This window comes from Desulfamplus magnetovallimortis (genome assembly GCF_900170035.1).
Classification (GTDB): Bacteria; Desulfobacterota; Desulfobacteria; order Desulfobacterales; family Desulfobacteraceae; genus Desulfamplus; species Desulfamplus magnetovallimortis.
This window is the reverse complement of record NZ_LT828541.1, coordinates 108959-131454: the sequence shown is the minus strand read 5'-3', so window position 1 is coordinate 131454 and position 22496 is coordinate 108959. Positions and strand designations below refer to the sequence as shown.

General features: G+C 41.6%; 15 protein-coding genes. 5 read left to right on the top strand and 10 right to left on the bottom strand.

Translation table 11 applies throughout. From position 1 onward, the window contains the following. Positions 1-148 precede the first annotated feature (148 nt). From MTBBW1_RS04875 to MTBBW1_RS04865, 3 genes are all read right to left on the bottom strand, one after another. On the bottom strand, positions 149-3391 hold the full coding sequence (locus tag MTBBW1_RS04875) for a response regulator (RefSeq protein ID WP_186441085.1): 3243 nt from the start codon (positions 3389-3391) through the stop codon (positions 149-151). 314 nt (positions 3392-3705) lie between these two features. After that, positions 3706-7254, bottom strand: coding sequence for an EAL domain-containing protein (locus MTBBW1_RS04870; RefSeq protein WP_080800033.1), 3549 nt, complete (start codon positions 7252-7254; stop codon positions 3706-3708). Positions 7255-7525: 271 nt separating this feature from the next. Next, the gene (locus MTBBW1_RS04865; protein WP_080800030.1) at positions 7526-9082 is read right to left on the bottom strand and encodes a histidine kinase N-terminal 7TM domain-containing diguanylate cyclase; all 1557 of its coding nucleotides are present in this window, start codon (positions 9080-9082) and stop codon (positions 7526-7528) included. A 460-nt stretch (positions 9083-9542) separates the two neighbouring features. On the opposite strand from MTBBW1_RS04865, the gene MTBBW1_RS04860 reads away from it, so the two are divergent. Continuing rightward, positions 9543-9806, top strand: coding sequence for a hypothetical protein (locus MTBBW1_RS04860; RefSeq protein WP_080800028.1), 264 nt, complete (start codon positions 9543-9545; stop codon positions 9804-9806). Positions 9807-9898: 92 nt separating this feature from the next. Here MTBBW1_RS04860 and MTBBW1_RS04855 read toward each other — a convergent pair whose 3' ends face one another. From MTBBW1_RS04855 to hybA, 3 genes are read right to left on the bottom strand one after another with little or no spacing between them, the layout of a single operon-like run. Beyond that, the gene (locus MTBBW1_RS04855; RefSeq protein WP_342743882.1) at positions 9899-11905 is read right to left on the bottom strand and encodes a tetrathionate reductase family octaheme c-type cytochrome; all 2007 of its coding nucleotides are present in this window, start codon (positions 11903-11905) and stop codon (positions 9899-9901) included. Between the two features lie 29 nt (positions 11906-11934). Further along, positions 11935-13137: an NrfD/PsrC family molybdoenzyme membrane anchor subunit gene (gene nrfD / locus MTBBW1_RS04850; RefSeq protein ID WP_080800025.1), complete on the bottom strand. Its 1203-nt coding sequence runs from the start codon at positions 13135-13137 to the stop codon at positions 11935-11937. Next, complete coding sequence (hybA, locus tag MTBBW1_RS04845; RefSeq protein WP_080800021.1) at positions 13137-14096, bottom strand: hydrogenase 2 operon protein HybA; 960 nt, start codon at positions 14094-14096, stop codon at positions 13137-13139. The genes nrfD and hybA overlap by 1 nt, the downstream gene beginning before the upstream one ends. A gap of 683 nt (positions 14097-14779) precedes the next feature. Between hybA and MTBBW1_RS04840 the strand changes: the two genes are divergently transcribed. From MTBBW1_RS04840 to MTBBW1_RS04825, 4 genes are all read left to right on the top strand, one after another. After that, positions 14780-15598, top strand: a complete 819-nt coding sequence (locus MTBBW1_RS04840) for an RDD family protein (protein WP_080800018.1) — start codon at positions 14780-14782, stop codon at positions 15596-15598. A 193-nt stretch (positions 15599-15791) separates the two neighbouring features. After that, complete coding sequence (locus MTBBW1_RS04835) at positions 15792-16571, top strand: enoyl-CoA hydratase/isomerase family protein (RefSeq protein WP_080800015.1); 780 nt, start codon at positions 15792-15794, stop codon at positions 16569-16571. A gap of 356 nt (positions 16572-16927) precedes the next feature. Then, positions 16928-18733 carry a PDDEXK family nuclease gene (locus tag MTBBW1_RS04830; protein ID WP_080800012.1) on the top strand — a complete coding sequence of 602 codons (1806 nt, stop codon included), beginning with the start codon at positions 16928-16930 and terminating at the stop codon, positions 18731-18733. Between the two features lie 2 nt (positions 18734-18735). Further along, positions 18736-19347, top strand: a complete 612-nt coding sequence (locus MTBBW1_RS04825) for a PD-(D/E)XK nuclease family transposase (RefSeq protein ID WP_080800009.1) — start codon at positions 18736-18738, stop codon at positions 19345-19347. Between the two features lie 363 nt (positions 19348-19710). Here MTBBW1_RS04825 and ilvN read toward each other — a convergent pair whose 3' ends face one another. The 4 genes from ilvN to MTBBW1_RS04805 form a co-directional block, all read right to left on the bottom strand. Beyond that, positions 19711-20196 carry an acetolactate synthase small subunit gene (gene ilvN / locus MTBBW1_RS04820; RefSeq protein ID WP_080800006.1) on the bottom strand — a complete coding sequence of 162 codons (486 nt, stop codon included), beginning with the start codon at positions 20194-20196 and terminating at the stop codon, positions 19711-19713. 73 nt (positions 20197-20269) lie between these two features. After that, positions 20270-21724 (bottom strand): CCA tRNA nucleotidyltransferase, encoded by a 1455-nt coding sequence (locus MTBBW1_RS04815; RefSeq protein WP_080800003.1) that lies wholly within the window; start codon positions 21722-21724, stop codon positions 20270-20272. 232 nt (positions 21725-21956) lie between these two features. After that, positions 21957-22211 (bottom strand): type II toxin-antitoxin system BrnA family antitoxin, encoded by a 255-nt coding sequence (gene brnA, locus MTBBW1_RS04810; RefSeq protein WP_080800000.1) that lies wholly within the window; start codon positions 22209-22211, stop codon positions 21957-21959. Beyond that, complete coding sequence (locus MTBBW1_RS04805; RefSeq protein ID WP_245809263.1) at positions 22201-22443, bottom strand: BrnT family toxin; 243 nt, start codon at positions 22441-22443, stop codon at positions 22201-22203. Before MTBBW1_RS04805 ends, brnA begins: the two co-directional genes overlap by 11 nt. Positions 22444-22496: the final 53 nt, after the last annotated feature.

Sequence of the window (22496 nt, the reverse complement as noted above, 5' to 3'; positions counted from 1 at the left end):
ATAAGGCTCAAAAAGTGTAAACCGATAAATGAAAGATGCCATTAAAAATCAAGGTAATCCCTTAATCATGAAAATCATGGTTCAAAAAAAGTGTAAACTGACAAGTGAAAGATCCCAAAAAAACATAGGTGTCAAATTTGAGAATATACTAATTTTCCAATGTAATATTCAAAGTGGTTGAGAGTTTACGGAGAGCTTCCAGAGCCTCTTCGTATTCAAAATCATCAATAAGTACCTTGATCCCGTCAAATTGGGAAGCAATGGTATGGCCACCGAGCGTGCAAATTTGCTCCAGAGTTGAAGATGATCTTGTTGCATGGCCTGCATCGAGAAAGCCTGCAAGCTCATTGAAAAGCTGCTGCAACAAAATGGTATCAATATCTTCCAATGTATCGGTAAGAGTATCGTTCAGAGGCTCTTCAAATCCGGCTTTTTTTTCATGAATGTCAGAGGCTTTGGTTAGGCTAAGCAAAGAGAGTCCTGTCATAACCTGTGTTATGTTGTCTTCAAAGTAAGTAAAGAGAAGATCAAAATTGTGGTGGTCATCATGCTTCCCATTTTTGAGAATGTTCTCAATATCAGCAGCAGCCACACTTAACTGAGCAGCTCCAATTGATGCGGATACTCCCTTTATAGTGTGAACGAGTCTCTGTACAGATGCAATATCCTTTTTTTTCATGAGATTTTTTATGCGGGTAGTGACATCCCTGTAATCCTCATTGAACTCCCTGAGCAGTTTGGCAAAAAGTTTTCTGTTTCCCCTAACCTGCTTTAATCCTATTGTCAAATCAATGCCTGGAATGCTTTCGGGCAGATCAACAGAGGGTTCTGTTTTCTGTTCCAGTCTGTCAGGTAAAGGTAACTTTCTGTCACGCCTCGGTATCCATCGAACCAGGGCATCAAAAAGGGCGTCAGGGTCAATGGGCTTGGTCAGGTGATCATTCATTCCGGCATCAAGACTCTTTTGTCGATCCCCGGCCATTGCATGGGCGGTCATGGCAAGGATGGGGAGTTCTCTGTAATGGGAACCCTGGAGCCTGCGAATATTTCTCGTTGCTGTAAGACCGTCCATAACCGGCATCTGGATATCCATGAGCACAATTTCAAAGCTGTTGGATTTAATCATCTCAATTGCCTCTTCACCATTGCTGGCAACTGTTACATCAATGCCGTGCTCTTCGAGAAGCTCCACAGCTATCTGCTGGTTTATATGGTTATCTTCAACCAGCAGAGCCTTTGCTCCAAGCATACCCTTGATGGCATCCACATCCCGTATAATAGGTTGAGGCCGGGCAACATCTCTTATCTGTTCCCCGTCTTCGGCAAAGGTGTTCATGATGGTATCAAGCACCAGGGACGGATTGACAGGTTTTAGTATGATACCGTCAATTCCGGCGGATGTGGCCTCTTCAATGATCTCCTCCCGTCCGTAGGCAGTAACGAGAATAAGCTTGGGTGGTAAAGGTATTAATGGTGACTTTCGGATGCGGCGAATGGCTTCAACACCTGTCATTCTGGGCATTTTCCAGTCAATAAGGACTATTTTGTAGCCATGTTCTAAATTATTGCGGCTGTCAAGCTCCAGCTCATCTATGGCTTCCGGTCCGGAATTAACCGTTTTGACCACAAATGACATGGATTCCATAATCTCTTTTAGGATAGTACGGGATGTCTGATTGTCGTCAACCACCAGCACACGCATACCTTTTAGGCTGGAGGAGAGAAGCTTGTCAGTTTTTCCCAGGCTCTTTTTATGACCAAACCATGCGGTAAAAGTAAAAGTGCTCCCTTCACCAACACTACTTTTAACCCCTATGGTGCCATCCATCATCTCCACCAGCCGCTTGCATATGGAAAGCCCCAGGCCGGTGCCTCCATATTTGCGTGTGGTTGTTGTATCTGCCTGGGAAAAGGCCTGGAAGAGCTTTGCAGATTGCTCTTTTGTCATTCCGATGCCGGTATCTTTAACAATAAAACGAAGCTCTTTTCTATCCTTTTCCTCCCTTGCCGGCTCTGCTGTTACCACAACTTCGCCGGTTTCAGTGAACTTGATGGCATTATTGGTCAAATTGACCAGAATCTGCCCCAGACGGAGGGGATCTCCTGTCAGTACATTGGGAAGGGCCGGAGATCGTGAAAAGAGCAGCTCAAGTCCCTTCTCTTCGGCCTTTATGCTTATGATGGTTGCCAGGTGGTTGAGCACTTCGTCCAGTCGGAACTCAATGGACTCCATGGAAAGCTTGCCTGCCTCAATTTTGGAAAAGTCGAGAATGTCGTTAATGATACCGAGAAGAGCATGGGCAGAGGATTGGATTTTAGTAATATAATCCTGCTGCTTATTGGTGAGTTCTGTCTTGAGTACAAGATGGCTCATACCTATTATGGCATTCATGGGTGTTCGGATTTCGTGGCTCATGTTGGCCAGAAAGTTACTCTTGGATTTATTGGCAAGTTCTGCCTCTTTTTTTGCTTGAATCAGCGTCTGCTCGTCAATTTTTCTCTGGCTAATGTCCCGCACAATGCCGGTAAAGTAGCGTTTCCCCTCGGAGTGCATCTCGCTCACCGCAAGCTCCATGGGAAAGGTGGTGCCATCCTTGCGCCTTCCTATGACCTCCCGTCCGATGCCTATAATTCTGGCATTACCCGATTCAAGATAGTTGTGCAGGTAGCCGTCATGTGCCCCGTGAAAGGGTTGGGGCATCAGAATCTTTACATTATGACCGATCACTTCGTTACTTTGGTAGCCAAAAAGTCGCTGGGCTGCAGGGTTAAAAACCTCAATAATACCATGGTGGTTGATGGTGACAATACCGTCAATTACGGTATTGAGTATGGCAGTTGTGCGGGCCTCACTCATCTCAAGGCGTTTGCGGTTTTCAACAGCCTCTTTGTTGGCCTTCAGAAGGTGAGTCCGTTCCAGCTCTGCGTCAACAATTCTTGCAATATCAATGAGAAGGGCTGCCTCTTCCGGAGAAAATCCACGGGGTTTATTGTCAATAAGGCAGAGCGTGCCCACCCTATAGCCTTCCGGTGCGTGCAGTGGTGCTCCTGCATAAAACCGTATGAATGGTGCCTGGGTCACAAGCGGGTTGTCAAAAAAACGCTCATCAGCAAGGGCATCGGGAATGATCAGAGGTTCATCCGTGAGAATGGCATGGCCGCAGAATGATATCTCCCGTGGGGTTTCTCTTACGCTTAACCCCTGACATGACTTAAACCATTGACGGTTGGTGTCCACCAGACTTATGAGGACAATGGGTACTTTAAAATGGTGTTTGGCAAGACGTGTGAGGCGATCAAAGCGCTCCTCTTCAGGAGTGTCTATGATTTTAAGATTGCGTAATGCCTCAATACGTTCTTTTTCGTTTTCAGGAGTTGGGGGTGGTTGCAAAAGAGCCTCCATTATAACTTCAAAGATGACACATATGATCTTTTTGAGCCTCAAAGACAGCACTTATGATCTTTTTGAGCCTCAAAGACAGCACTTATGATCTTTTGAGCCTCAAAGACGGCACCTATGATCTTTTGAGCCTTGTGAATATTGTCTGAATCAGGATACCCAAGATTAACAGGATAAAGCAGGATTATTTATCCTGAACATCCTGGCCATCCTGGTTATCCTGATTCAGACAAATTAAATAACTACCGAAAAAGCCATCAATGTTTAGATTTTGTAGCGTAAATGGTGTATGTCCGACATGGCCATTATATTAAATTTTTTGAAGATATGGCCTCAAAAAAAGCATAACACAGTTTTGCGTCATTGGATATTTCCAGGAGGCTGAAGGTGTTTTTTTGCCATGTTGAAAAATCAATATCTGAACCGGTTTCTTTCATGTTCCAGAACCCCATGGTCCAGTCTGCAAAAAGGCGTTGTTCATTAAAGGTACGAAGAACTATTTTGACATCATCATGGCGCCGGTCATCTGTTATTGTCTTTAAAAGTCTTTCCACAGAATCCTGTCTGCCTTCAAGCAACTGAAGAAAGTACCCTTTATTGAAAATAAGAAATCCCGTAATTCCAAGCTCTGAATTAGTTTTGCGTGAAGCATGTAAAATCTGTTGAATTTCATCATCTCTAATTGTATCAGATGCTTTACTCAGATAAATAGCAACATAGACTCCTGGTGCGCTGGTGCTCTTCGGAAGCATGGTATTACGGTTAAGCAAAGTGAGGTACTCATCTGCGGGCATTGGACGATAAAAATAGTATCCTTGTATCATATCGCACCCTTGAGCCTGAAGTTCAAACAGCTCTGCTTCATTTTCAACGCCTTCTGCTATGGTTTTTTTGTTCATGATTTTTGCCATTTTTATTACAGATGAGGTTATGGCGCGGCTTTCAGATTTTTTGTCAAGGCCATCAATAAATTCACGATCAATTTTTATAATGCAGACCGGCATTCGGATGAGTTGCAACAGTGATGAGTATCCGGTTCCAAAGTCGTCAACAGCAATTCTCATCCCGAGAGATGCAAGTTCGTTGAGAACCTTTATGTTTCTGTTAACATCAACCATAAGGGATGTTTCAGTTATTTCAATCACGATATTTTCAGGTTTTGCACCGGTTTCATTGAGAATATCCTTGAACTGTTCAACAACACCCTCATCATCAAGTTGACGGGTTGAGACATTAATGGATGTGTAGGGCGGGGTGGTGTTGACAAATTCACTCTGGATACGGGCAACTATTTTGCAGGCTTCACGGAAAACCCATTGTCCAATAGCGATGATGGCTCCGCTGGATTCTGCCACAGGAATAAAATCAGCAGGTGAAACAGGGCCATCTTTTCTGTTCCAGCGAAGAAGAGACTCCGCACCTTTTATTATGGGGCTGTTGGCTCCAACTATCGGTTGATAGACAAGGGAAAATTCGTTTTGCTCAATGGCTGTTTTAAGACCGTTGATAATGCTCAATTTACGTGTCAGGTTTTCGTAAATCTTATCTGAAAAGAGACGCCAGCCATCTTTTCCACCCTCTTTGACAAGATACATGGCAGCATCAGCATTTCTGAGCATATCATCAGGGGAATGGGTGGAGCCGTGTCCTATAGCAATACCGATACTTGCACTGATATGAACTTTCAGCGTATTGGAATGCATCAGGTCAAACGGAGAACGGAGCCTTTCGTTGATTCGCTCGGCAATTGCTATGAGTGTCTGTTCCGTACTTATGTTTTCACATAATACAACAAATTCGTCTCCGCCAAGCCTTCCCACAGTATCACCGGGACGGGTTGCTGTTATAAGCCGGTCGGCAATGCTTAAAAGAAGTTCATCACCTACATTATGACCATAAGTATCGTTGATTAACTTAAATTCGTCACAGTCAATAAATAGCACTCCAACGTTGTTGCCGCTGGTTTGTACACTTCCTGCTTCGTTTTTCTTGGTGCGAAGTAATGCGTTTCTCAGGCGATCCTTTATCAAAGTACGGTTGGGCAGTTTTGTAAGGGAGTCATGTGTGGCAATCCATATTAGTGTCTCTTCGTCTTTTTTGCGTTGACTTATGTCTCGGAGAGTAACGACAAATATCCACCTATCTTCATGGAAAAATTTTGCAATGCTCGCCTCCGCAGGAAAGAGTGTACCATCTTTTCTGTATCCTTGAACTCTGCCCCGTCTGCCCATGGGAAGCTCCGTGACAGTTCCTTCCGCAAATTGATTGAAAAGATCAACATGCTTTTTACGATGGTTGGGGGGGAGAAGCAGGTGAACGGATAAACCTGGTAATTCATCCGGAACATACCCGAACTGACGATATGCGTCACGGTTGGCCTCAAGGATGATGCCGTCCCTGTTTGCAGCAATGATTACAACATTGGCAGTTTCAAGGATTCGGGAGGTGATGCTGGAGAAATTGTCATTCATTTTATTCCATATTTTCTTAAAACCCTTGTCCTGCTCTTCACTTGAGCTTCTTTTCTCCTTAAAAGAGTCTGAAGTTGCTTCCCCAATATTCTCCCTGTCAACTGCTTGCCCAATGGTTCCTCTGACAGTTGTTTCCCCAAGAGTGCTTCCGTCAGTTGCTTCCCCAAAACTGCTTCCGTCAGTTGCTTCCCCAGGAGTACTCCTGTCAGTTGTTTTTCCGAGAGTAGAACTTTTCACCATACTGACTGTTATATCTTTTTTGTAGCGTTCAGGTATCACAGGCGGGATTCGTCCAAAGGACTCTATAATTTGAAATACCCCCTCGGCATTACATTTAGACAGGTATGTGTTTACCGTTGCATGATGTGTGGCAGGGTCCATTGATACAACACCCTGGGGGCCTTCAACTTCAATGGTTTCAAGAGCCATTGCAACAGCATCAGAGTCAAGAGATTCAATCTGATTAACTGCTTTGGCAAATGCTTTTACGCAAATATAAGTTCCTTCTCCAAAGTTGGTCAGAAAACCATTGCCGGCAGGCCATATACCCTTTATCTCCTCAAGTTTTGCAAGACGGGCAAGGTATGAGCGGTTTATGTCACTATCTATGGACATAAAATAGGTGTTGGAAGAGTAAAAACCTTCACGAACCTCTGGAGAAAGGAGGCTGACCATTGCCTCATCATAATGTCCCATAACAACGGCCATTCTCTCTTTAAGTCCCTGTTCAGTAAATGTATTCAGCAGGTGGATCTGATCGGTTCCTGCAAAATAGGGGACAAAAACATCAGCTCCTGAACGGGCGACCTTCAGAAGAAGTGCTTCGATTTCTGACATTGAGACACCAATGGGCAGAAACTCTTCTCCAACTATTTCACCTGAATGTTGCAGAAGTGATTTTTTCCCTGCATCAATGGAGCCTATTGGCCACTCATAATTATTGCCGGCAAAGAACATTTTCGGGCCGAACTTTTTTTGCATAAAGGGAATCATTTTGTCAATTTGCTGGTTGGGAAGTGCTGAAAAACTGAAAAAGTATTCACTTAATATGCTGCCCTCATAAAACGAGAAGTTAAGATAGGGAATTTTCAATGGCTCTGACACAAGTGTTGACACTGCTATTCTTGAATTTGAAAGAAGGTTGCCTATGATGGCGGAACATTTGAATTCATTGATCAGTCGTTTTGCCGCAGGCACGGCCCTCTCAGGCATGCTGCCATCATCAAGTATAATCAATTCAAGTTCACGGCCAAGAACTCCCCCCGCTTCATTAACTTCATTACAGGCGATGATTCCTGCATTGGATATCTCATTCCCATAGAGCTGAACTATGCCGGAAAAAGGAGCCATCAGGCCAAGCCGGACTTTATTTTTCTGTTTCATAATAATTCTCCAAAAAAGGGAGCCAGTGCATCATATTAAAGCCTGCTCCTGCTTTCATTCTCTTTACATATTTGCCTTTAGATAGAATCAGATAAGAAGGGTTTTTTAAATGCTCTTAATTATGCCCTGTTTCAAGTATGTATGCCAGAAGTTTTATTGAAATATGGGATGGCTAAGTGTTTTGGTTCAATAAAAACAAGTGCTCATAAAAACTGTCAGAAGTATTGTATTATATGAATCTTTATTGCAATTTTCATCACGATGTTTTTTTTTACATCAGGGTTAATTCAGCAATCTCAACTCTGTTGCGTCCATTCTGCTTTGCAGCATACAAAGCATTATCCGCATATTTAATAAGTGAATCCATTGAAATGTTTTCATTATTCCATCTTCCTGAGATACCTATACTAACGGTTATGCTGGTCATATTTCCGTCTATATTCAGAGTCGTTTTTTCAACGATCTTGCGCAGCCTTTCAGCAATGGCTGTTGCAACGTTACGGTTTGATTCTGGCATTATCATTATAAATTCTTCACCTCCGAATCTTCCGAAGCAGTCTATTTCACGTATATTAGCCAAAATAGTTACAACGAATTGCTTCAATACCTGATCCCCGCACTGATGCCCCCAAGTATCGTTTACATTTTTGAAATGATCAATATCAAACATCAAAACAGAAAGTGGGGTATTCATTCTGATAGAACGTTTCATTTCAATATCAGCCTGAATCTCAAGCTGTCGCCTGTTAATCACTCCGGTCAAAGGATCGACAGTAGCTAATTTTTCAAGCTTTTGCATTAAAATCCGCTTTTCAGTAATATTATGAAATGTAATAATTGTGCAAGCACTGCTTTTATTTACTGTTTTTATAGATTTGAATGATAGTTCTAAAAAGAGCCTGTCAGTACCATTTTCTATGATGACCTCAACCTCTGCAACAGAAATATTATTAATACTATTTATTATTTTTGGTCGAGAAACAAAAATTTGCTCAATATTTTTTCCTATAGCCTTATCGTTAATTTCATTAAATAATGAAGCACAGCGTTTATTAAAATCAATGAGTTGCATCTCAGGATTAATAATAATTATTGCATCATTCATTTCATCAAATATAACTTCTCGCGCAACAGGAATAATATTAAAAAGTGAAAAACGGTAGATGGAAAATGCATAAAGGATTGCACTAATTGTAAACATATAGGGGTTGATATCAAAATATTTTGGACAGGTTCCACTCAAATAAATTATCAAGGTAAACCACTGAATAGTCAATGAAGCTATGATTAATAATGACTGCATTCGATACACAAATGCTGTTTTTAGAAAGTAATTGATAAATACAACTGTACAATAGCTCAGTGCAAAGACGAGATATATAATGTTTATGAAATAAAAAATACCTGGCTCAAAACTCAACATAGGCCCCAGATGAGAATTAAAAACGGCAGTATTTTTATAAAAAAGATGATGATACTGATTTGACCATCTGGCAATAAATGAAATAACAGGAATAACAAAAAATATTAAATACCCAAAATTAGTTACTTTATTTTCATAGCCTGTATAGCATAAGGTAAAGGCTATTAATAATCCTGGCAAAAAAGGTATCCCTATATATTGAATTTTAGACCAGAAAAGCATGGTTTCGAGGTTTACACTCATCAACTCAAATGCATAACCAAGTGTATAAATAGCGGCTGCTGCTGTAAAAAGTGAAAAAATAAAATTCAAGTGAGTGAATTTATATTTTAAACTATAGATACAAAGAGAAATGCAGCAGAAAAAGCTTACAAAAAGCATTATATGCGCCAATTCGATATTCATAACCTAAATACTATTCTCATGAATTTTAATTTCTATTGTCTCAATGGTTGCTAAAACTATGGACTTAACAATGGCATCCTCGACAGAACCGGTGCCCCATGCTGTGCAATAAATTTGCGAATGCGAGGGGATCATAACGGCCTTTCAGGCTCACGGAGCTGTATCTCGTTTACACTTAAGTCTTCATTTTTTCAATGTTTTTATGTTTGGGTTTGATCCTTATATAAAATTGCGGACATCATGTTAAGCCCTCAAAATCGACATCTTATTGCTTTTTCAGAAGTTATTGCAGTTGTCTGAACCAGGATAACCAGGATGGATAGGATGCTCAGGATAGATAATCCTGCCTTATCTTGTTAATCTTGGGAATCCTGATTCAGACAGTGTTGACAAGGCTTACAAGATCATAGGTGTCGACTTTGAGTAAGCCAATAATATACAAAGTTGGCATGAGGAAAATATGAATGTTCAATTGGAAAAAGTTAGAGAAGACGGTTATGGCATGCGCTCTTCGATTACATTTGGGGCTGCGACAATCCAAAAGAAAGCATTCAGCAAACGGGTATTAGGCTCTATTTACGAGCAAGAATGGCAGGGAAGTGGCTTAACTGATTGTAATTTCTTTTGTTACAATATCACTTTTTGCCCCTCTTCATGGCAGTGGAGAGGGGCAAGAGTGTTAATTGGAGAGTTAAACGGGAATGGGCGCAATGTAGATCTATGACATCTGCCCATTTTTAAGGTAAACGGACATGGCGGATTTTTCGCCACTCCCGATCATGGAAGTAATGTATCTATTCCCATGGTAAAGTCAGTTTATTGATCTTTATATCCCATAGGCAATTTTTTGAAACGGCCACCGTGGATGATGGGGTCCCCTTTATAGCCAAGGGCCTTGAAGTTTATATAATCTGTCTTTTCAATCAGATGTTCCACATCCCTTCCCTGGGATTTCATGAATGAAAAGTCAGTTCCCTTGTGGGCAATATTTTTAAAATCAACATCACGGTTGTCCTGGTGACAGCGGTTGCAGGTCTTTTCACCTTTCAGACTGTCGTGGCACTGAACACATGAAAGAGCCATATCAGCGGGCATAACTTCATGCTCTAAGCGCCAGTACATCCAGGTCTCCTTCCATCTGTATGCACCGCTGTATGCAAGGCCAACGCTTTTCATGCCGTCTTCAAAGGCTTTTTCCCAGTCAAGGTTTTTCCAGTATGCTGTTTTGTCCTCCTTGTCGCGGGGGAAGAGATGGGGCACAATGATGTAGTTGTTGTCAGTGTCAACTGCCTGCACACCTTTCATGATCTTAAAAGGTGTTATTTTGGATGCTGGATCTTTGATAGAGCCGACAGGTTCTGTCAGATTAATTACAGCAGCGTTGATGTTAACCTTGTCTCCTATGAGTACGCGGTTCATGTAGCCCGAGTCCCATGCATATGATGGAACAGCAGACTCTTCCCACTTGAACTCCCCTTTTTTCCAGTCATAGTCAGGTTGGCCGTATTTGTCTTTTTTGGGTTTACGATTCTTGTCTCCGGCTTTTGACCAGTCCCACCATGTCTTGGTTGCTTTGCACTTGGCAAATACAGGTGAGTGACACACATTGCAGTCAAGGGTTTTTGCATGTTTGTTCAGGTGATGATCCAGAAGGCTTCCGCAGTAGTGAGGCTCTTCCGAGTGGCACTGCTGGCAGGTTACCTCTCCTTCTGCAACAGGTACAGATGAGCTTCTGCCGCTGATTTTGTGATTTCTGGTTTTATGGCACTCGGTGCAAGAAAAGTCATATCCTCCCATGTGGACATCACAGTTTCTGTCTGGTTCAAGAAGCTGCCTTGACATATCAGCATGTTTTATGGCATCACCTCCGCCACCATTAAAGTGACATGCACCGCAGGTTGCCCTGCTTGAGTGCCCTACATTTTCTGCAACAAGTTTCAGATCAACATCTTTTTCCGGCATTCCTGCTGCCGGAGGGTCTTTTTTGTATTTGCCGGTTGTGTCATGGCATACAAGGCAATCCATTTTTCCTTTATCTGTAAAATCAAAGTTCTGATCTTTCCAACCATATCCTGCATGACAGCTTGTGCAACGAGCCTCGTTGCTGATTGGGCTGATTCAGTAATTGTTAAGGGCAGTTGTGCCCTTGCCATGCATGATATCTTTTCTGTGGCCTGTTGTGTAGGGAGATGGACCCCGCCACAGCCAGTGGGCTGTTGTTAGCATATCGTTTGCCTGGGCATCGTGGCATCTGAGACACTCTGCCGTAACCTGAAATACATCTGCATTGTCAGGCAGTTTCACAAGATTTTTGTGGTCAGGTACATTTTGCAGATGGCATCCTTTACAGTCAACAGGGCCCTTGGCTTCAGTTCTGTGGCACTCAATACACTGCTGGTGATAGGCAGCTTTAAGGCCGATTCTTTCAGGATGTTCAGAGTTGAAAGAGTCCTGGTGACAAGCCGAACACCTTGTTGTTTCAAGCTCTTTTTCATCTTTTGGCCGCAGGTGGTGGCATTTGCTGCAATCTTTGGTAAGAGCTGCATGACGTTTATGTGCAAATCTTACAGGTTCGTAGTGATCTTCACGCTCTTTTATGATGGGGCTGTCCAGAAGAAAATAGACATCCTTTACATCATTAATTGATACTCCTGCATCCATAAGAGATATTTTTCTGGCGGTTTTATGTTCATCCTTATATTCTTTGATGAAAGGAACCACTTCTTTTGCCCTTTTTTTTGCATCTTCCTGATCAGGAGCTGTCCATGCAGCAGATGCCTTATGGATGGAAAGATGCATTGGCATCAAGGCTGTCACAAGCATAAGAGCTGTGAAGTAAACAATTTTTTTTATCATGAGGATACCTCCTTGGGTGCCTGCAGAACAGGCAGGTAGGTGACAATGACTCTATAGATAAACATAAGTGTTGCAATAAGACCCAGAGTCACCAGAATTTCTCCTGGTGCAGGAAAATAGCCACCTTCGCTCAATGGTGGTTTATAGGCTACTATGAATACATTGATTCGGTTAAGAGCAACACCTCCAACAATCATTGTGGCTGCTGTAAAAAGAGCTTTTCTTGATCTTCTTACCTTTTCAAAGAGAAGCATTCCCCAGGGTATTATGACACCAATAAGCATCTCCACAATAAAGGAATTTGTCTGATATGTCCCATCAAAGAGATAAACATATGTGCCTCTGATGAGCATGTCCCCGATTTTAAGAAACATGTAGATTCCAAGAAGAAATGTTGTGATTTTTGTTAAAGGGGAAAGAACCTCCATCTCTGAATCAATATTAAAGGAGGATGTGACAATGGTTGTTTCAAAAACCACCATGGGATATCCAACAGCAAATGCAGATGTGAGAAACAGCAAAGGGAGTATCGGGGTGTACCACAATGGATGAATTTTTGTGGGGGCAATAAGCATAAGAGAGCCAAGGCTTGACTGATGCATACAGGAGAGAACAACTCCAAGTATTACAAATATCCACATTATTTTATCAAGAATGGCATCAGCCATTTTCAGTAGAAGATTGACAAGAGCGTTGAAAATGGAGAGAGGCCCGGGCAGGTTTACCCTGTCCTTGAACTGCTCTGCAACAATTGGAATAAATTCAATATAGAGTACATGCAGATATACCATTACACACATGGCAACTTCAAAGAGTACGGAATTTGTATTCCAGTTAAACATTGGCTTCCAGATTGCCCAGGAACGGCCAATATCCACAAGAAGCCCCAGAACAACAAATGTGTAGCCCAGAAGTGCTGTAAGAAGTGCGGGCCGGGTCACAGGTTCATAAAAGTGTTTTCCAAGAATATGTGCAAGTGCCGCAGTGGTAAAACCTCCGGCAGCAAGGGCAACACCGGTTGCAACATCAACTCCCACCCACAATCCCCATGGTCTGGCGTTGCTCAGATTTGCAACATAGCCTATGCCACCTGTGAATCTTGCCAGAATGGCAATACCGCCTGCAATCATGAATGCCACCATTACAAGAACGCCAGGTGTCCAGAATTTTTTGTTTAAAGGTGCGGCTTTATGGCTCATCAGGCACCTCCTTTGGTTATATTTTTTTCTTCTAAAGTACCTCTTTTTCCGTTGGAATTTTCTGGATTACTCTTGTTTGATTTGTACATGAGAGCACCAAGGGTACTGAAAAGCACAATGGGCGACCAGAGATAGCTGAAAAGAGAGTGTTGTATGGTTTCGGAAAGTTTTGGAGAGGGGTTGTCCGGAAGGGCAGGAAGATTTACATCTTCAAAGGGAACAGATGATATGTATAGCCACGATGTACCGCCAGCCTCCTTTTCTCCGTAAACATGGTTGATATATTTGCCAGGATTCTCATCAAGTCTTTTGTGGGCAACTCTTAAAAGATCGGCTCTTTTGCCAAATGTAATGGCTTCTGTGGGACAGATGGTTGCACATCCAGGAACTCCGCCATCCTTGGAAATCCTGTCATAACAGAAGGTGCATTTCATTACCCTTGGAGTTATGGGATCATGGTACTCATAGGCCGGAATTTCAAAGGGGCAGGCCACCATACAGTATCTGCAACCAATGCATTTGGAGACATCGTATCTTACGCTTCCGGTTTCATCCTTGGTAAGAGCTCCTACAATGCAGGCAGATACACAGGCAGGATCCTGGCAATGCATGCATTGAACCTTTGCATAGGTTGGAAGGGGTTTGTCAAAATTGTCCAGTTTGCCGGTAAAATAGCGGTTTACAACTGTAAATGCCTTGTCATCTGGTCTTCTTTTCTTCTCAAAGATTGTACATTGGCAATTGGCACGTTCCGGTGCCGGAAGGCCGTTTACTTGGCTGCATGCCTCTTCGCATTTGCGGCATCCAACACACCTGGTGAGATCCACAAGACATCCATAGGGATCAGGCGGAGCCTTTGATTCCCAGGCTGTAAGGTCGGATGGAAGAGCTGCAAGCGAACTGCCTGAAACTGCTGTCGCACCCATGACCTTGAAAAAATTGCGTCGATTGATCTTCATGATTCCTCCTTTAAGGTTTCACAGAAGGGTTAAACGGAGATGGCTTGGATGCAGTCATCTCCAAATGTTAAATTTTGTATCTATTTTGACTCTAAACACTCAAGGTTGTGTATTAATCATCCCTAAATATAAAAATGATAGTCATTTTAATGGTAAACACTCATAGCCTAATTTCGGCCATCCCCAAATATAAAAATAATAGTCATTTTCATGGTAAGGGTATTTGTCTATCTCCCTTTATTTGTCTATCCACCTTTAAATGATCAATTTTTGTGCCAGTCACAGGTTTTATCTGCCGTGCAATTTTATTTTTGTGATATGGAGATAGAAGGTAAGGCTTGATTTTTGTATTAGAGTGTGTAACGCAATAAATTAATAGCTTAATATATGAGAAAATAGATGTCTTGGTGGCGCTATGTTGCGCTACTTAAGATGGTGGTAACGGTTGATGAGTGATGGTAAACGTTAATACTCAAAATTGAGATCTATGATCTTTTCAGCCTTGTTAATACTGTCTGAATCAGGATGCCCAGGATTAACAAGATAAGTCAGGATTATCTATCCTGAACATCTTTTTCATCCTGGTTATCCTGATTCAGACAAGTTCAATAACTACCGGGAAAGCAATAAGGTGTCGATTTTGAGTTAATAATCTGTAATCCATTCAAAATAAGGAGACCTATATGGTTACTGATAATCTATATGGCAATGGCAATCAAAAGAGTCGTGAAACTTTTGACCTTGACCTTGATGAATCCGCAATTAGAAACAGACATGACCCGCAGGCAGGAAATCCTCAGCCAATGCAGGAAAAAACTGCTAATCCACAAAAAGGCAATCCACAAGCTGATAAGATGGTATGTCCCGTATGCAGGTTTGAACAGTTAGACTCTGATGTGTGCATTAACTGCGCCTATATTGTTAAAACAAGAAGTGTGGACAGATCAGCAAAAATGGATGGAAACTCTGCTGATATGTTTCAAAAAAAGCAACAAATCAATGTTGCTCAGAATCGCCAATCTTCCAATGCACACAACAATGATAACCTTAACTCGCGGTTGCAAACCGGAAATAGTGCCAGGGATAGTTCTGGAAAAAATTATAGAAATGTAACATTTGAGGAGATTCATACTACTGATGCCTGGGATAATGCACCATTGGCTTCAAAGGGGGACAGATTTTTGAACTACTGTCTCGATATTGTGGCATGTATAGCTATCAGTGTCTTATTTATAGTCATGTTTCAGATTAATGAAGCCGGTTTCTTTTATTTAATTTTCTTTTTTTATTATCTTATACTGGAATTTTTCTGGGGCAGAACATTTGGCAAATTGATAACTAAAACAAAAGCGGTAACTGTTGATGGAGAGAACCTCTCTTTTGGAAAGGCTTTGGGGAGGAGTTTATGCAGGTTTATTCCATTTGAGATTTTTTCATTTTTCTCAGGCTCCGGAGGCTGGCATGACAGAATTCCCGGAACCAAAGTGATCAGATTATCCTGAGCCCTTTTTAAATGAAAACTCCGTAATTACCTGTTTTTAAAGAACTTTGTTCCCTTTGGTTGTGGTGGGCATCCGCCATGTAAGTTTATATGAAAGTCGCGGTAACAGCCTGTTTTTAAAACGACTTTCATCTCTTCGATTGTGGCGGTGATCAGCCATGTACGTTATAACAAAAATAAAAGGAGTTTACACGATGCAGTATCAAACCATTCTGGTGGATAACCAGTCAGACAATATTGGCGTCATTTGTTTAAATCGACCTGATCATCTCAATACATTCAGCACAGAAATGGCAGATGAATTGTACAGTGCATTAATGGCATTTGAAAATGATCCTGCTGTCAGGGTTATTGTTTTAAAGGGTGAAGGCAAGGCATTTTGCGCCGGCATTGATGTGAACGAACTTGCCGGCAAATCCACAATTGAGTATCGCCGATGGATTGAGCGAATGGAAAAGCCCCTTGTGGAAATTTCCAGGATGAAAAAGCCTGTTATTGCACAGGTGCAGGGGGTGGCTGCTGCAAATGGAATGGGGCTTGTTGCTTCGGCTGATATTGTAATTGCAGCGGAAAATGTAAAAATGGGGCTTACCGCAATTAATGTCGGCCTTAACTGTGTCGGGCCTGTGATTCCGGTGGCGCGTTCAGTTGGCAGGAAAAAGGCACTGGAACTTTTGCTGTATGGCAGGCTTATCAAGGCTCAGGAGGCTCTTGATATGGGGCTTATAAATAAAATTGTCCCCAAAGATCAGCTTGAAGATGAAACCATGAAGTGGGCAAAGGAGCTTGCTGTAAAAAGCCCCATTGCTGTCCAGATTGCCAAAAGTGCATTCTATGCATCTGAAGATCTTCCCTACACAAGCCAGTTTGATTTTATGAATGAAGCATTTGCAAGGCTTTGCTCCACAGATGACGCAAAGGAGGGGGTTGCAGCTTTTTTTGAAAAACGAAATCCTGTCTGGCAGGAAAAATAATCATTGCCCTGCATCTGTAGATGCAGGGATTTTCAGGATGTACAGTATTAACAGGATAAGGCAAGATTACTCAAAGTCGACACCTATGATCTTGTAAGCCTTGTCAACACTGTCTGAATCAGGATTCCCAAGATTAACAAGATAAGGCAGGATTATCTATCCTGAGCATCCTATCCATCCTGGTTATCCTGGTTCAGACAACTTCAATAACTTCTGAAAAAGCAATAAGATGTCGATTTTGAGAAGATTATCTATCCTGAACATCCTATCCATCCTGGTTATCCTGATTCAGACAAATGCAAGCACTGCTGAAAATGCAATAAGATGTCCATTTTTATGTTTTAAGGAGTCAACCCATGAGATACCCGTTACCTGAACGAATCGGTGAGCCCGAACTTTTGACAGGGCGTGAAAAGGAGTTTGCCCTATTTCATAAATGGATTGAGCGTATTCCCAAGCGGCTTTCAAAATCACGGGTGATCCTTGCCCGCCGTAAGAGCGGCAAAACCGCCTTTATTCAAAGGCTTTTTAATCAGTTATGGAGCGAAAACGGCAAGGTGATCCCTCTTTTTTTTGAGATAGGTGAGGAGAAAAAATGGTTCCCTGACTTTGCCATACAATACTACTGTTCATTTGCATCCCAATATATCTCATTTCTGGAAAGGAAAGAGCCTCTTGTTACGATGCCCATGGATTTACAAGCAATTAAAACCTGGGGAAAATCAAAATCACACACTTACATTGTAAATGATGTGAATATTATTATGAGAGCAAAAGAAGATCGCTTTTATGGTCGAATTTGGGAACTCGCCTATACAGCACCGGAACGATTTGCAGCAGCACTTGATCACAGATTTCTTGTCATTATTGATGAATTTCAGAATCTCACCGAATATATCTATCGGGATAAAGCCTGTGAAACCGGAAAAGACGAAACCATAGCCGGCAGTTTCCACGGAGTATCGGAATCCAAGATAGCTCCCATGCTTGTTACCGGCTCCTATGTTGGATGGCTTGTGGGTATTCTGGATAAATATCTCGAAGCTGGTCGCCTGAAACGTTTTTTTATGAATCCCTATCTCACCCCGGAAGAGGGATTGCAGGCTGTGTTCAAATATGCCGAGTATTATGAAGAGCCTATAACAAACGAAACTGCAACCCAGATCAATCAGCTCTGTCAGTCTGATCCTTTTTTTATATCCTGCGTCATGGAGAGCGAATTTGAGGGCAAAGATCTCACCACCCGTCAGGGAGTGGTCAATACCGTCAACTTCGAGATTTCAGATCGAAGGTCTGAGATGTCCATGACCTGGGGCGAATATATTGAGCTGACCCTCCAGCGAGTCAACGACATCCATGCAAAGACCATTCTGCTGCACATGAGTAAACATGCTGATCGCTACTGGACACCAAAGGAGCTGAAAGAGACCTTGGAAATGGATATTACCCCCAATGAGATACAGGAAAAACTGCGTATCCTTGTAAAGGCAGATCTTCTCACCGAAGGGATTTCAGATATTGATTTCAAGGGGCTTCAGGACGGCACCCTTTATCTCATCCTCCGGAATCGCTTTGAAAAAGAGATCAGTAACTTTGAGCCGGATTTGAAAAAGGATTTCAATGAAGAGCTGGATCAGCTTCAAAAGGATAAAAAGGCGCTCCGGGGAAAACTTAACAATCTGGTGGGAAAATTTGCCGAATACCAGCTTGCAACGGACTTCAGAAGCCGCAAGAGATTTCCTCTCTCTGTATATTTTGATGGCCTATCAGATGATGAGAAAAACGTGGAACTGAATATCATTAATGTAAAGCAGCGTGTGAAGTTTCACAGGCCGGATGGCAAAGAGATGGAGATAGATGTACTGGCAGAATCGGATTGCGGAAGGGTTGTGCTGGTTGAAGTGAAAAAGAGAAAGGAAAAAATTGGAATAAAGGCTTTGCAGGATTTTCAGGAAAAGTGTGTTTTTTATGAAGCACAAAATAAAAATAAAATTAAAAGTATTCTACCGGCATTTTTATCCACCGGTGGATTTACCGATAACTCTCTTAATTTCTGCAGGGAGAAGGGGATTGGAACGGCAGAGGGTATTACGTGGTTTTTTGATAACGGTAAATCCTTTAATCATAAAAATCATGGTTCTGGCTTAAGAGAAAAAGGTTAACAATGATATATGTAAAACCAACATCAGACATTTTCATAAAATACCTATTTGGTAAAGAAGAGCATAAAAGTCTTTTACTTGATTTTGAACTTTTCAGAGAGACAGGCAGGTATCATTTAGGTTTTATGCTCAGGGAATGCAGGGATCCGGAGCTTTACCTTACAGATCATCTTGTGTTGCATTTCCTTGAACTTCCAGGGCTTGGAAATTATAATAAGGAAAAGCAGTTGGAGCAATGGCTCTATTATTTGAAAAATGAGGGTAAAACAGAAGGAGATGAAGCCATGAAAATTTTGCTTAAAGAGAATCCCCAGATAAGTAAGGCCCATGAAAAATATGAGGCATTCACCCGTGATGAAGCCCTTCTTGATGCCTATGAAGCACATATGAAGTGGAAAAGGGATTATTATTCAGGAATTGAATCAGCAAGACTTGAAGGTGAAAAAATTGGTGTTGGTAAAGGTGAAGTTATAGGTAAAATTCGTCTTTTCCATGAGATCCTTGGACTTTCGGTTCCTTTAAGTGATGAATTAAAAGAGATGAGTGTAGAAGAGCTTAAAGCAATGCTTGAAAAGGTCGAGTACAAATGGATGCATGTTAAATCAAAAAAATGAGCTGCTTCAGTTATCTTTCTTGCAATTGTAGTAAAGGCACATATTAAAACATTTAGAACCTGTTAAGGATAGATCAAAAAGATATGATGCCAAATTTTACCTAAAAAAGCCATGAGGGTGGGGCCAAGAGATCTCTTTAGCCTTGTTATTTCTCAAAGTTGAGACCTATGATCTTATAAGCCTTGTCAACAGTGTCTGAATCAGGATTACCAAAATTAACAGGATAAGGCAGGATTATCTATCCTGAACATCCTATCAATCCTGGTTATCTTGATTCATACAAATGCAAGAACTTCTGAAAACGCAATCAGATGTCGATTTTGAGAAATTAAAATGATTATCGGGAATTTTTTTTAAGAGCCATCAGTTTTCCCTGTATAACGCAAGTACTCCTGAACGTGCAAGTTTCACAATTCCGAATGGTAATAGTTGTACCAGAAGTTCGTCAATTTCGTTCTCTTTGCCGGTAACTTCCATGGTCAAGGTCTTTGAACCAATGTCAATTATTTTGCCGCGATAGGGCTCCACTCTTTCAAGGATAAGGTTTCTCTGTTCCGGTTCGGCATTTACGCAAATAAGAGCCATCTCCCTTTTTACTGCCTCTTCTCCGGTCATGTCCCGAAGTTTTATTACATTGGTCAATCTCTGGATCTGTTTCATGCACTGGTCAAATTGGGCAGGTGCTGCCACAGTTGTAATGGTTATTCTGGAGAGTTCAGGATCTGCTGTGGGAGCTCCACATATGGTCTCAATGTTATAGCCACGGCCTGCAAAAAGTCCTGTGATTCGTGCTGTTACACCTGGCTCGTTTTCCACAAGCATGGTTATTACATATTTTTTTTCATTCATAATGTTTTACCCTCCTCTCCATGTTTCTCTTGGTGGTGTCCTAAGCCCTTGCTCCGGTATTGTCCTTGTAGTATTAATCTTTGTGCTTGAAACTCATAAGTATTTTTTTGAGGTCTTGAGGTGTATTGATTTCAGGATTTTCAAGAACTTTTTCCAACAAAGTATCCATGATTTCCCCCACAGCTTTACCTGGTTTGATATTTAAGGTTTGCATGACATCGTTGCCGTTTATTGCAAGATCTTTAATGCTAAAAGCAATGTTATCCTGCCTGTAAAGTTCCTGCCTGATTTTAGAAACTCTCAGTTTTATATCTTCAGGCATATATGGTGCCTTGGCAAGATTGGCCGATTTGTCAGCAATCCTCATCTGAAGAAATGTTTTCCATTTGACTCCGTGTCTATTTAGAAATGCAAGAAGTCTTCGCACAGCTTTTGCTGTTGTATCTTCTTTAAGGGGACGCATATGTGTTTTTATTACAGCATCTATATAGCTTATCTCACGGCAACTGAACCGAAGCTTTTTAAGGTCAGATGTTACTTCTTCTGCCATCTTTTCATGGCCGGCAAATGTCAGTTCGCCATCCTTTATGGTTGCTGCATCGTATTTGCCCACATCGTGAAGGTATCCGGCAAGTCTCAGAAGTGGTTTTCTGGGAGATAGAGAATCTCCTGTCATCATGCAGTGTTCAAATACTGTCTCTCCGTGGTGGGGGCCTCCGTCAAGTTCAACGCATCTGTGAAGAGATGGCATAATTATTTCAAGCATTCCTGTATCAAGAAGTGTTCTGAAAAAGATAGATGGCTTTTCGTGGGACATGGCTTTCATGATTTCCGCCCTGACTCTTTCAAATGCGGTGTGTTCCTTTAATAAGTCTTTGTGTTTCATGATAGCCCGAAAGGTTGATGATGCAAGGCCCCCCTTGATTGAGCATACAAACCTGCATGCCCGAACCATTCTCAGAGGATCTTCTTCAATGCGTTTGCAGGGATCTCCTGTAAACCTGATGATTTTTTTTATCAGATCATTTTTGCCTCCAAAGGGGTCAATCAGTTTCTCTGCAAGGGGGTCAAAAGCCATGCTGTTTATGGTGAAATCCCTGTGGGCAAGATCACACTCCGGAAATGACATAAAATCACACTCCGGAAATGACATAAAATTACTTTTGTTAGAGTAATCCTGCTGTTCAGTGTAATAGTGCCCTTTTTCAGATTCACTTTGCACGTTTTCTGCACCTGACCTGCATGATGCCACTTCAACTCCATCAATTATAGATACAAGAAAACTTTTTCCTACTTTTTTGACGGTTTTTCCCTTGAAAATATCAGGTATGATGTCTATTGGTGCATTGGTGACAATGTCATAATCCCTTGAGGGATTTTCAAGCAGCATATCCCTTACAGCACCGCCTGCAATGTAAGCCTTGAATCCTCTTGAAACAAGTTTGTTCACAATATCAAATACATAAGTAGCTGAGTGGTTTTGTGTTGTCTTTGCAATATTGGAGGTTGTCTTTTTATCTGAGTGCATAGTTAGTGTTATTTATTGCTTTTTTAGCGTGAAAAAGCTTGTTTTCGTGGTTTGGGGTGGCCGGTTAATTAGGCGATTAAGATTGAGAAAAGCACATTTAGATCTGGAGAGGCGAGATCCATTTAAAGAGGGTGTACTCAACTCTACAGAAGATTGAGTGTAGTGTTCTTTCAAGGTTTAATTGTCGGATATAAAACACATCGAACCTTTGAAATTTCTGAAAAATATCCCGTCAGTTTAAACTTGAAGAAGCCGTAGTTTGTGTTTGACTTTTTTCAAGGCGTTCTGCAAGCCACATTTTTATAATGGATTGACGACTTACACCTACGCGATGGGCTTCTTTATCAATTAGCTTGATCATCCAGACTGGAAAACTAACATTCACACGTTTACTGGTCAGAAGGCTTCTTTTTGCACTGGATAAGTCCAAAGCATCCAGTACTGATTCCCCTTCATCAAATTTATTTTCAAACTCATTAGCTTTCATATAAATCAACCTCTTCTTTTCTTGAACGGCGTACGGAAATAATTCTAATGCGTTTATGTCGGTATGTGATTACACCTGACCAATATTTTTCTTCAATAATTCCAATAACTAAAAAACGAGGTTCATCTACTGTTTTTGCTGGTATTTCAAGCAGATTCATATCGTTCCAAAGTTTTTGAGCATCCACAAAGTCAATACCATGTTTGTAATTGGGTTTAATTAACTTACCCAAGCTCCCCATCGTAAGCCTGTAAGAGGTGGCTGGAGGTGATATGAATGGGCAAG

Bases quoted from the DNA above. Each gene is read 5' to 3' on its own strand.
- ilvN (WP_080800006.1), bottom strand. From the start codon at position 20,196: ATGAATGAAAAAAAATATGTAATAACCATGCTTGTGGAAAACGAGCCA.
- brnA (WP_080800000.1), bottom strand. From the start codon at position 22,211: ATGAAAGCTAATGAGTTTGAAAATAAATTTGATGAAGGGGAATCAGTA.
- nrfD (WP_080800025.1), bottom strand. From the start codon at position 13,137: ATGAGCCATAAAGCCGCACCTTTAAACAAAAAATTCTGGACACCTGGC.
- MTBBW1_RS04870 (WP_080800033.1), bottom strand. From the start codon at position 7,254: ATGAAACAGAAAAATAAAGTCCGGCTTGGCCTGATGGCTCCTTTTTCC.
- MTBBW1_RS04835 (WP_080800015.1), top strand. From the start codon at position 15,792: ATGCAGTATCAAACCATTCTGGTGGATAACCAGTCAGACAATATTGGC.
- MTBBW1_RS04825 (WP_080800009.1), top strand. From the start codon at position 18,736: ATGATATATGTAAAACCAACATCAGACATTTTCATAAAATACCTATTT.
- MTBBW1_RS04860 (WP_080800028.1), top strand. From the start codon at position 9,543: ATGAATGTTCAATTGGAAAAAGTTAGAGAAGACGGTTATGGCATGCGC.
- MTBBW1_RS04815 (WP_080800003.1), bottom strand. From the start codon at position 21,724: ATGCACTCAGATAAAAAGACAACCTCCAATATTGCAAAGACAACACAA.
- MTBBW1_RS04840 (WP_080800018.1), top strand. From the start codon at position 14,780: ATGGTTACTGATAATCTATATGGCAATGGCAATCAAAAGAGTCGTGAA.
- hybA (WP_080800021.1), bottom strand. From the start codon at position 14,096: ATGAAGATCAATCGACGCAATTTTTTCAAGGTCATGGGTGCGACAGCA.
- MTBBW1_RS04865 (WP_080800030.1), bottom strand. From the start codon at position 9,082: ATGAATATCGAATTGGCGCATATAATGCTTTTTGTAAGCTTTTTCTGC.
- MTBBW1_RS04830 (WP_080800012.1), top strand. From the start codon at position 16,928: ATGAGATACCCGTTACCTGAACGAATCGGTGAGCCCGAACTTTTGACA.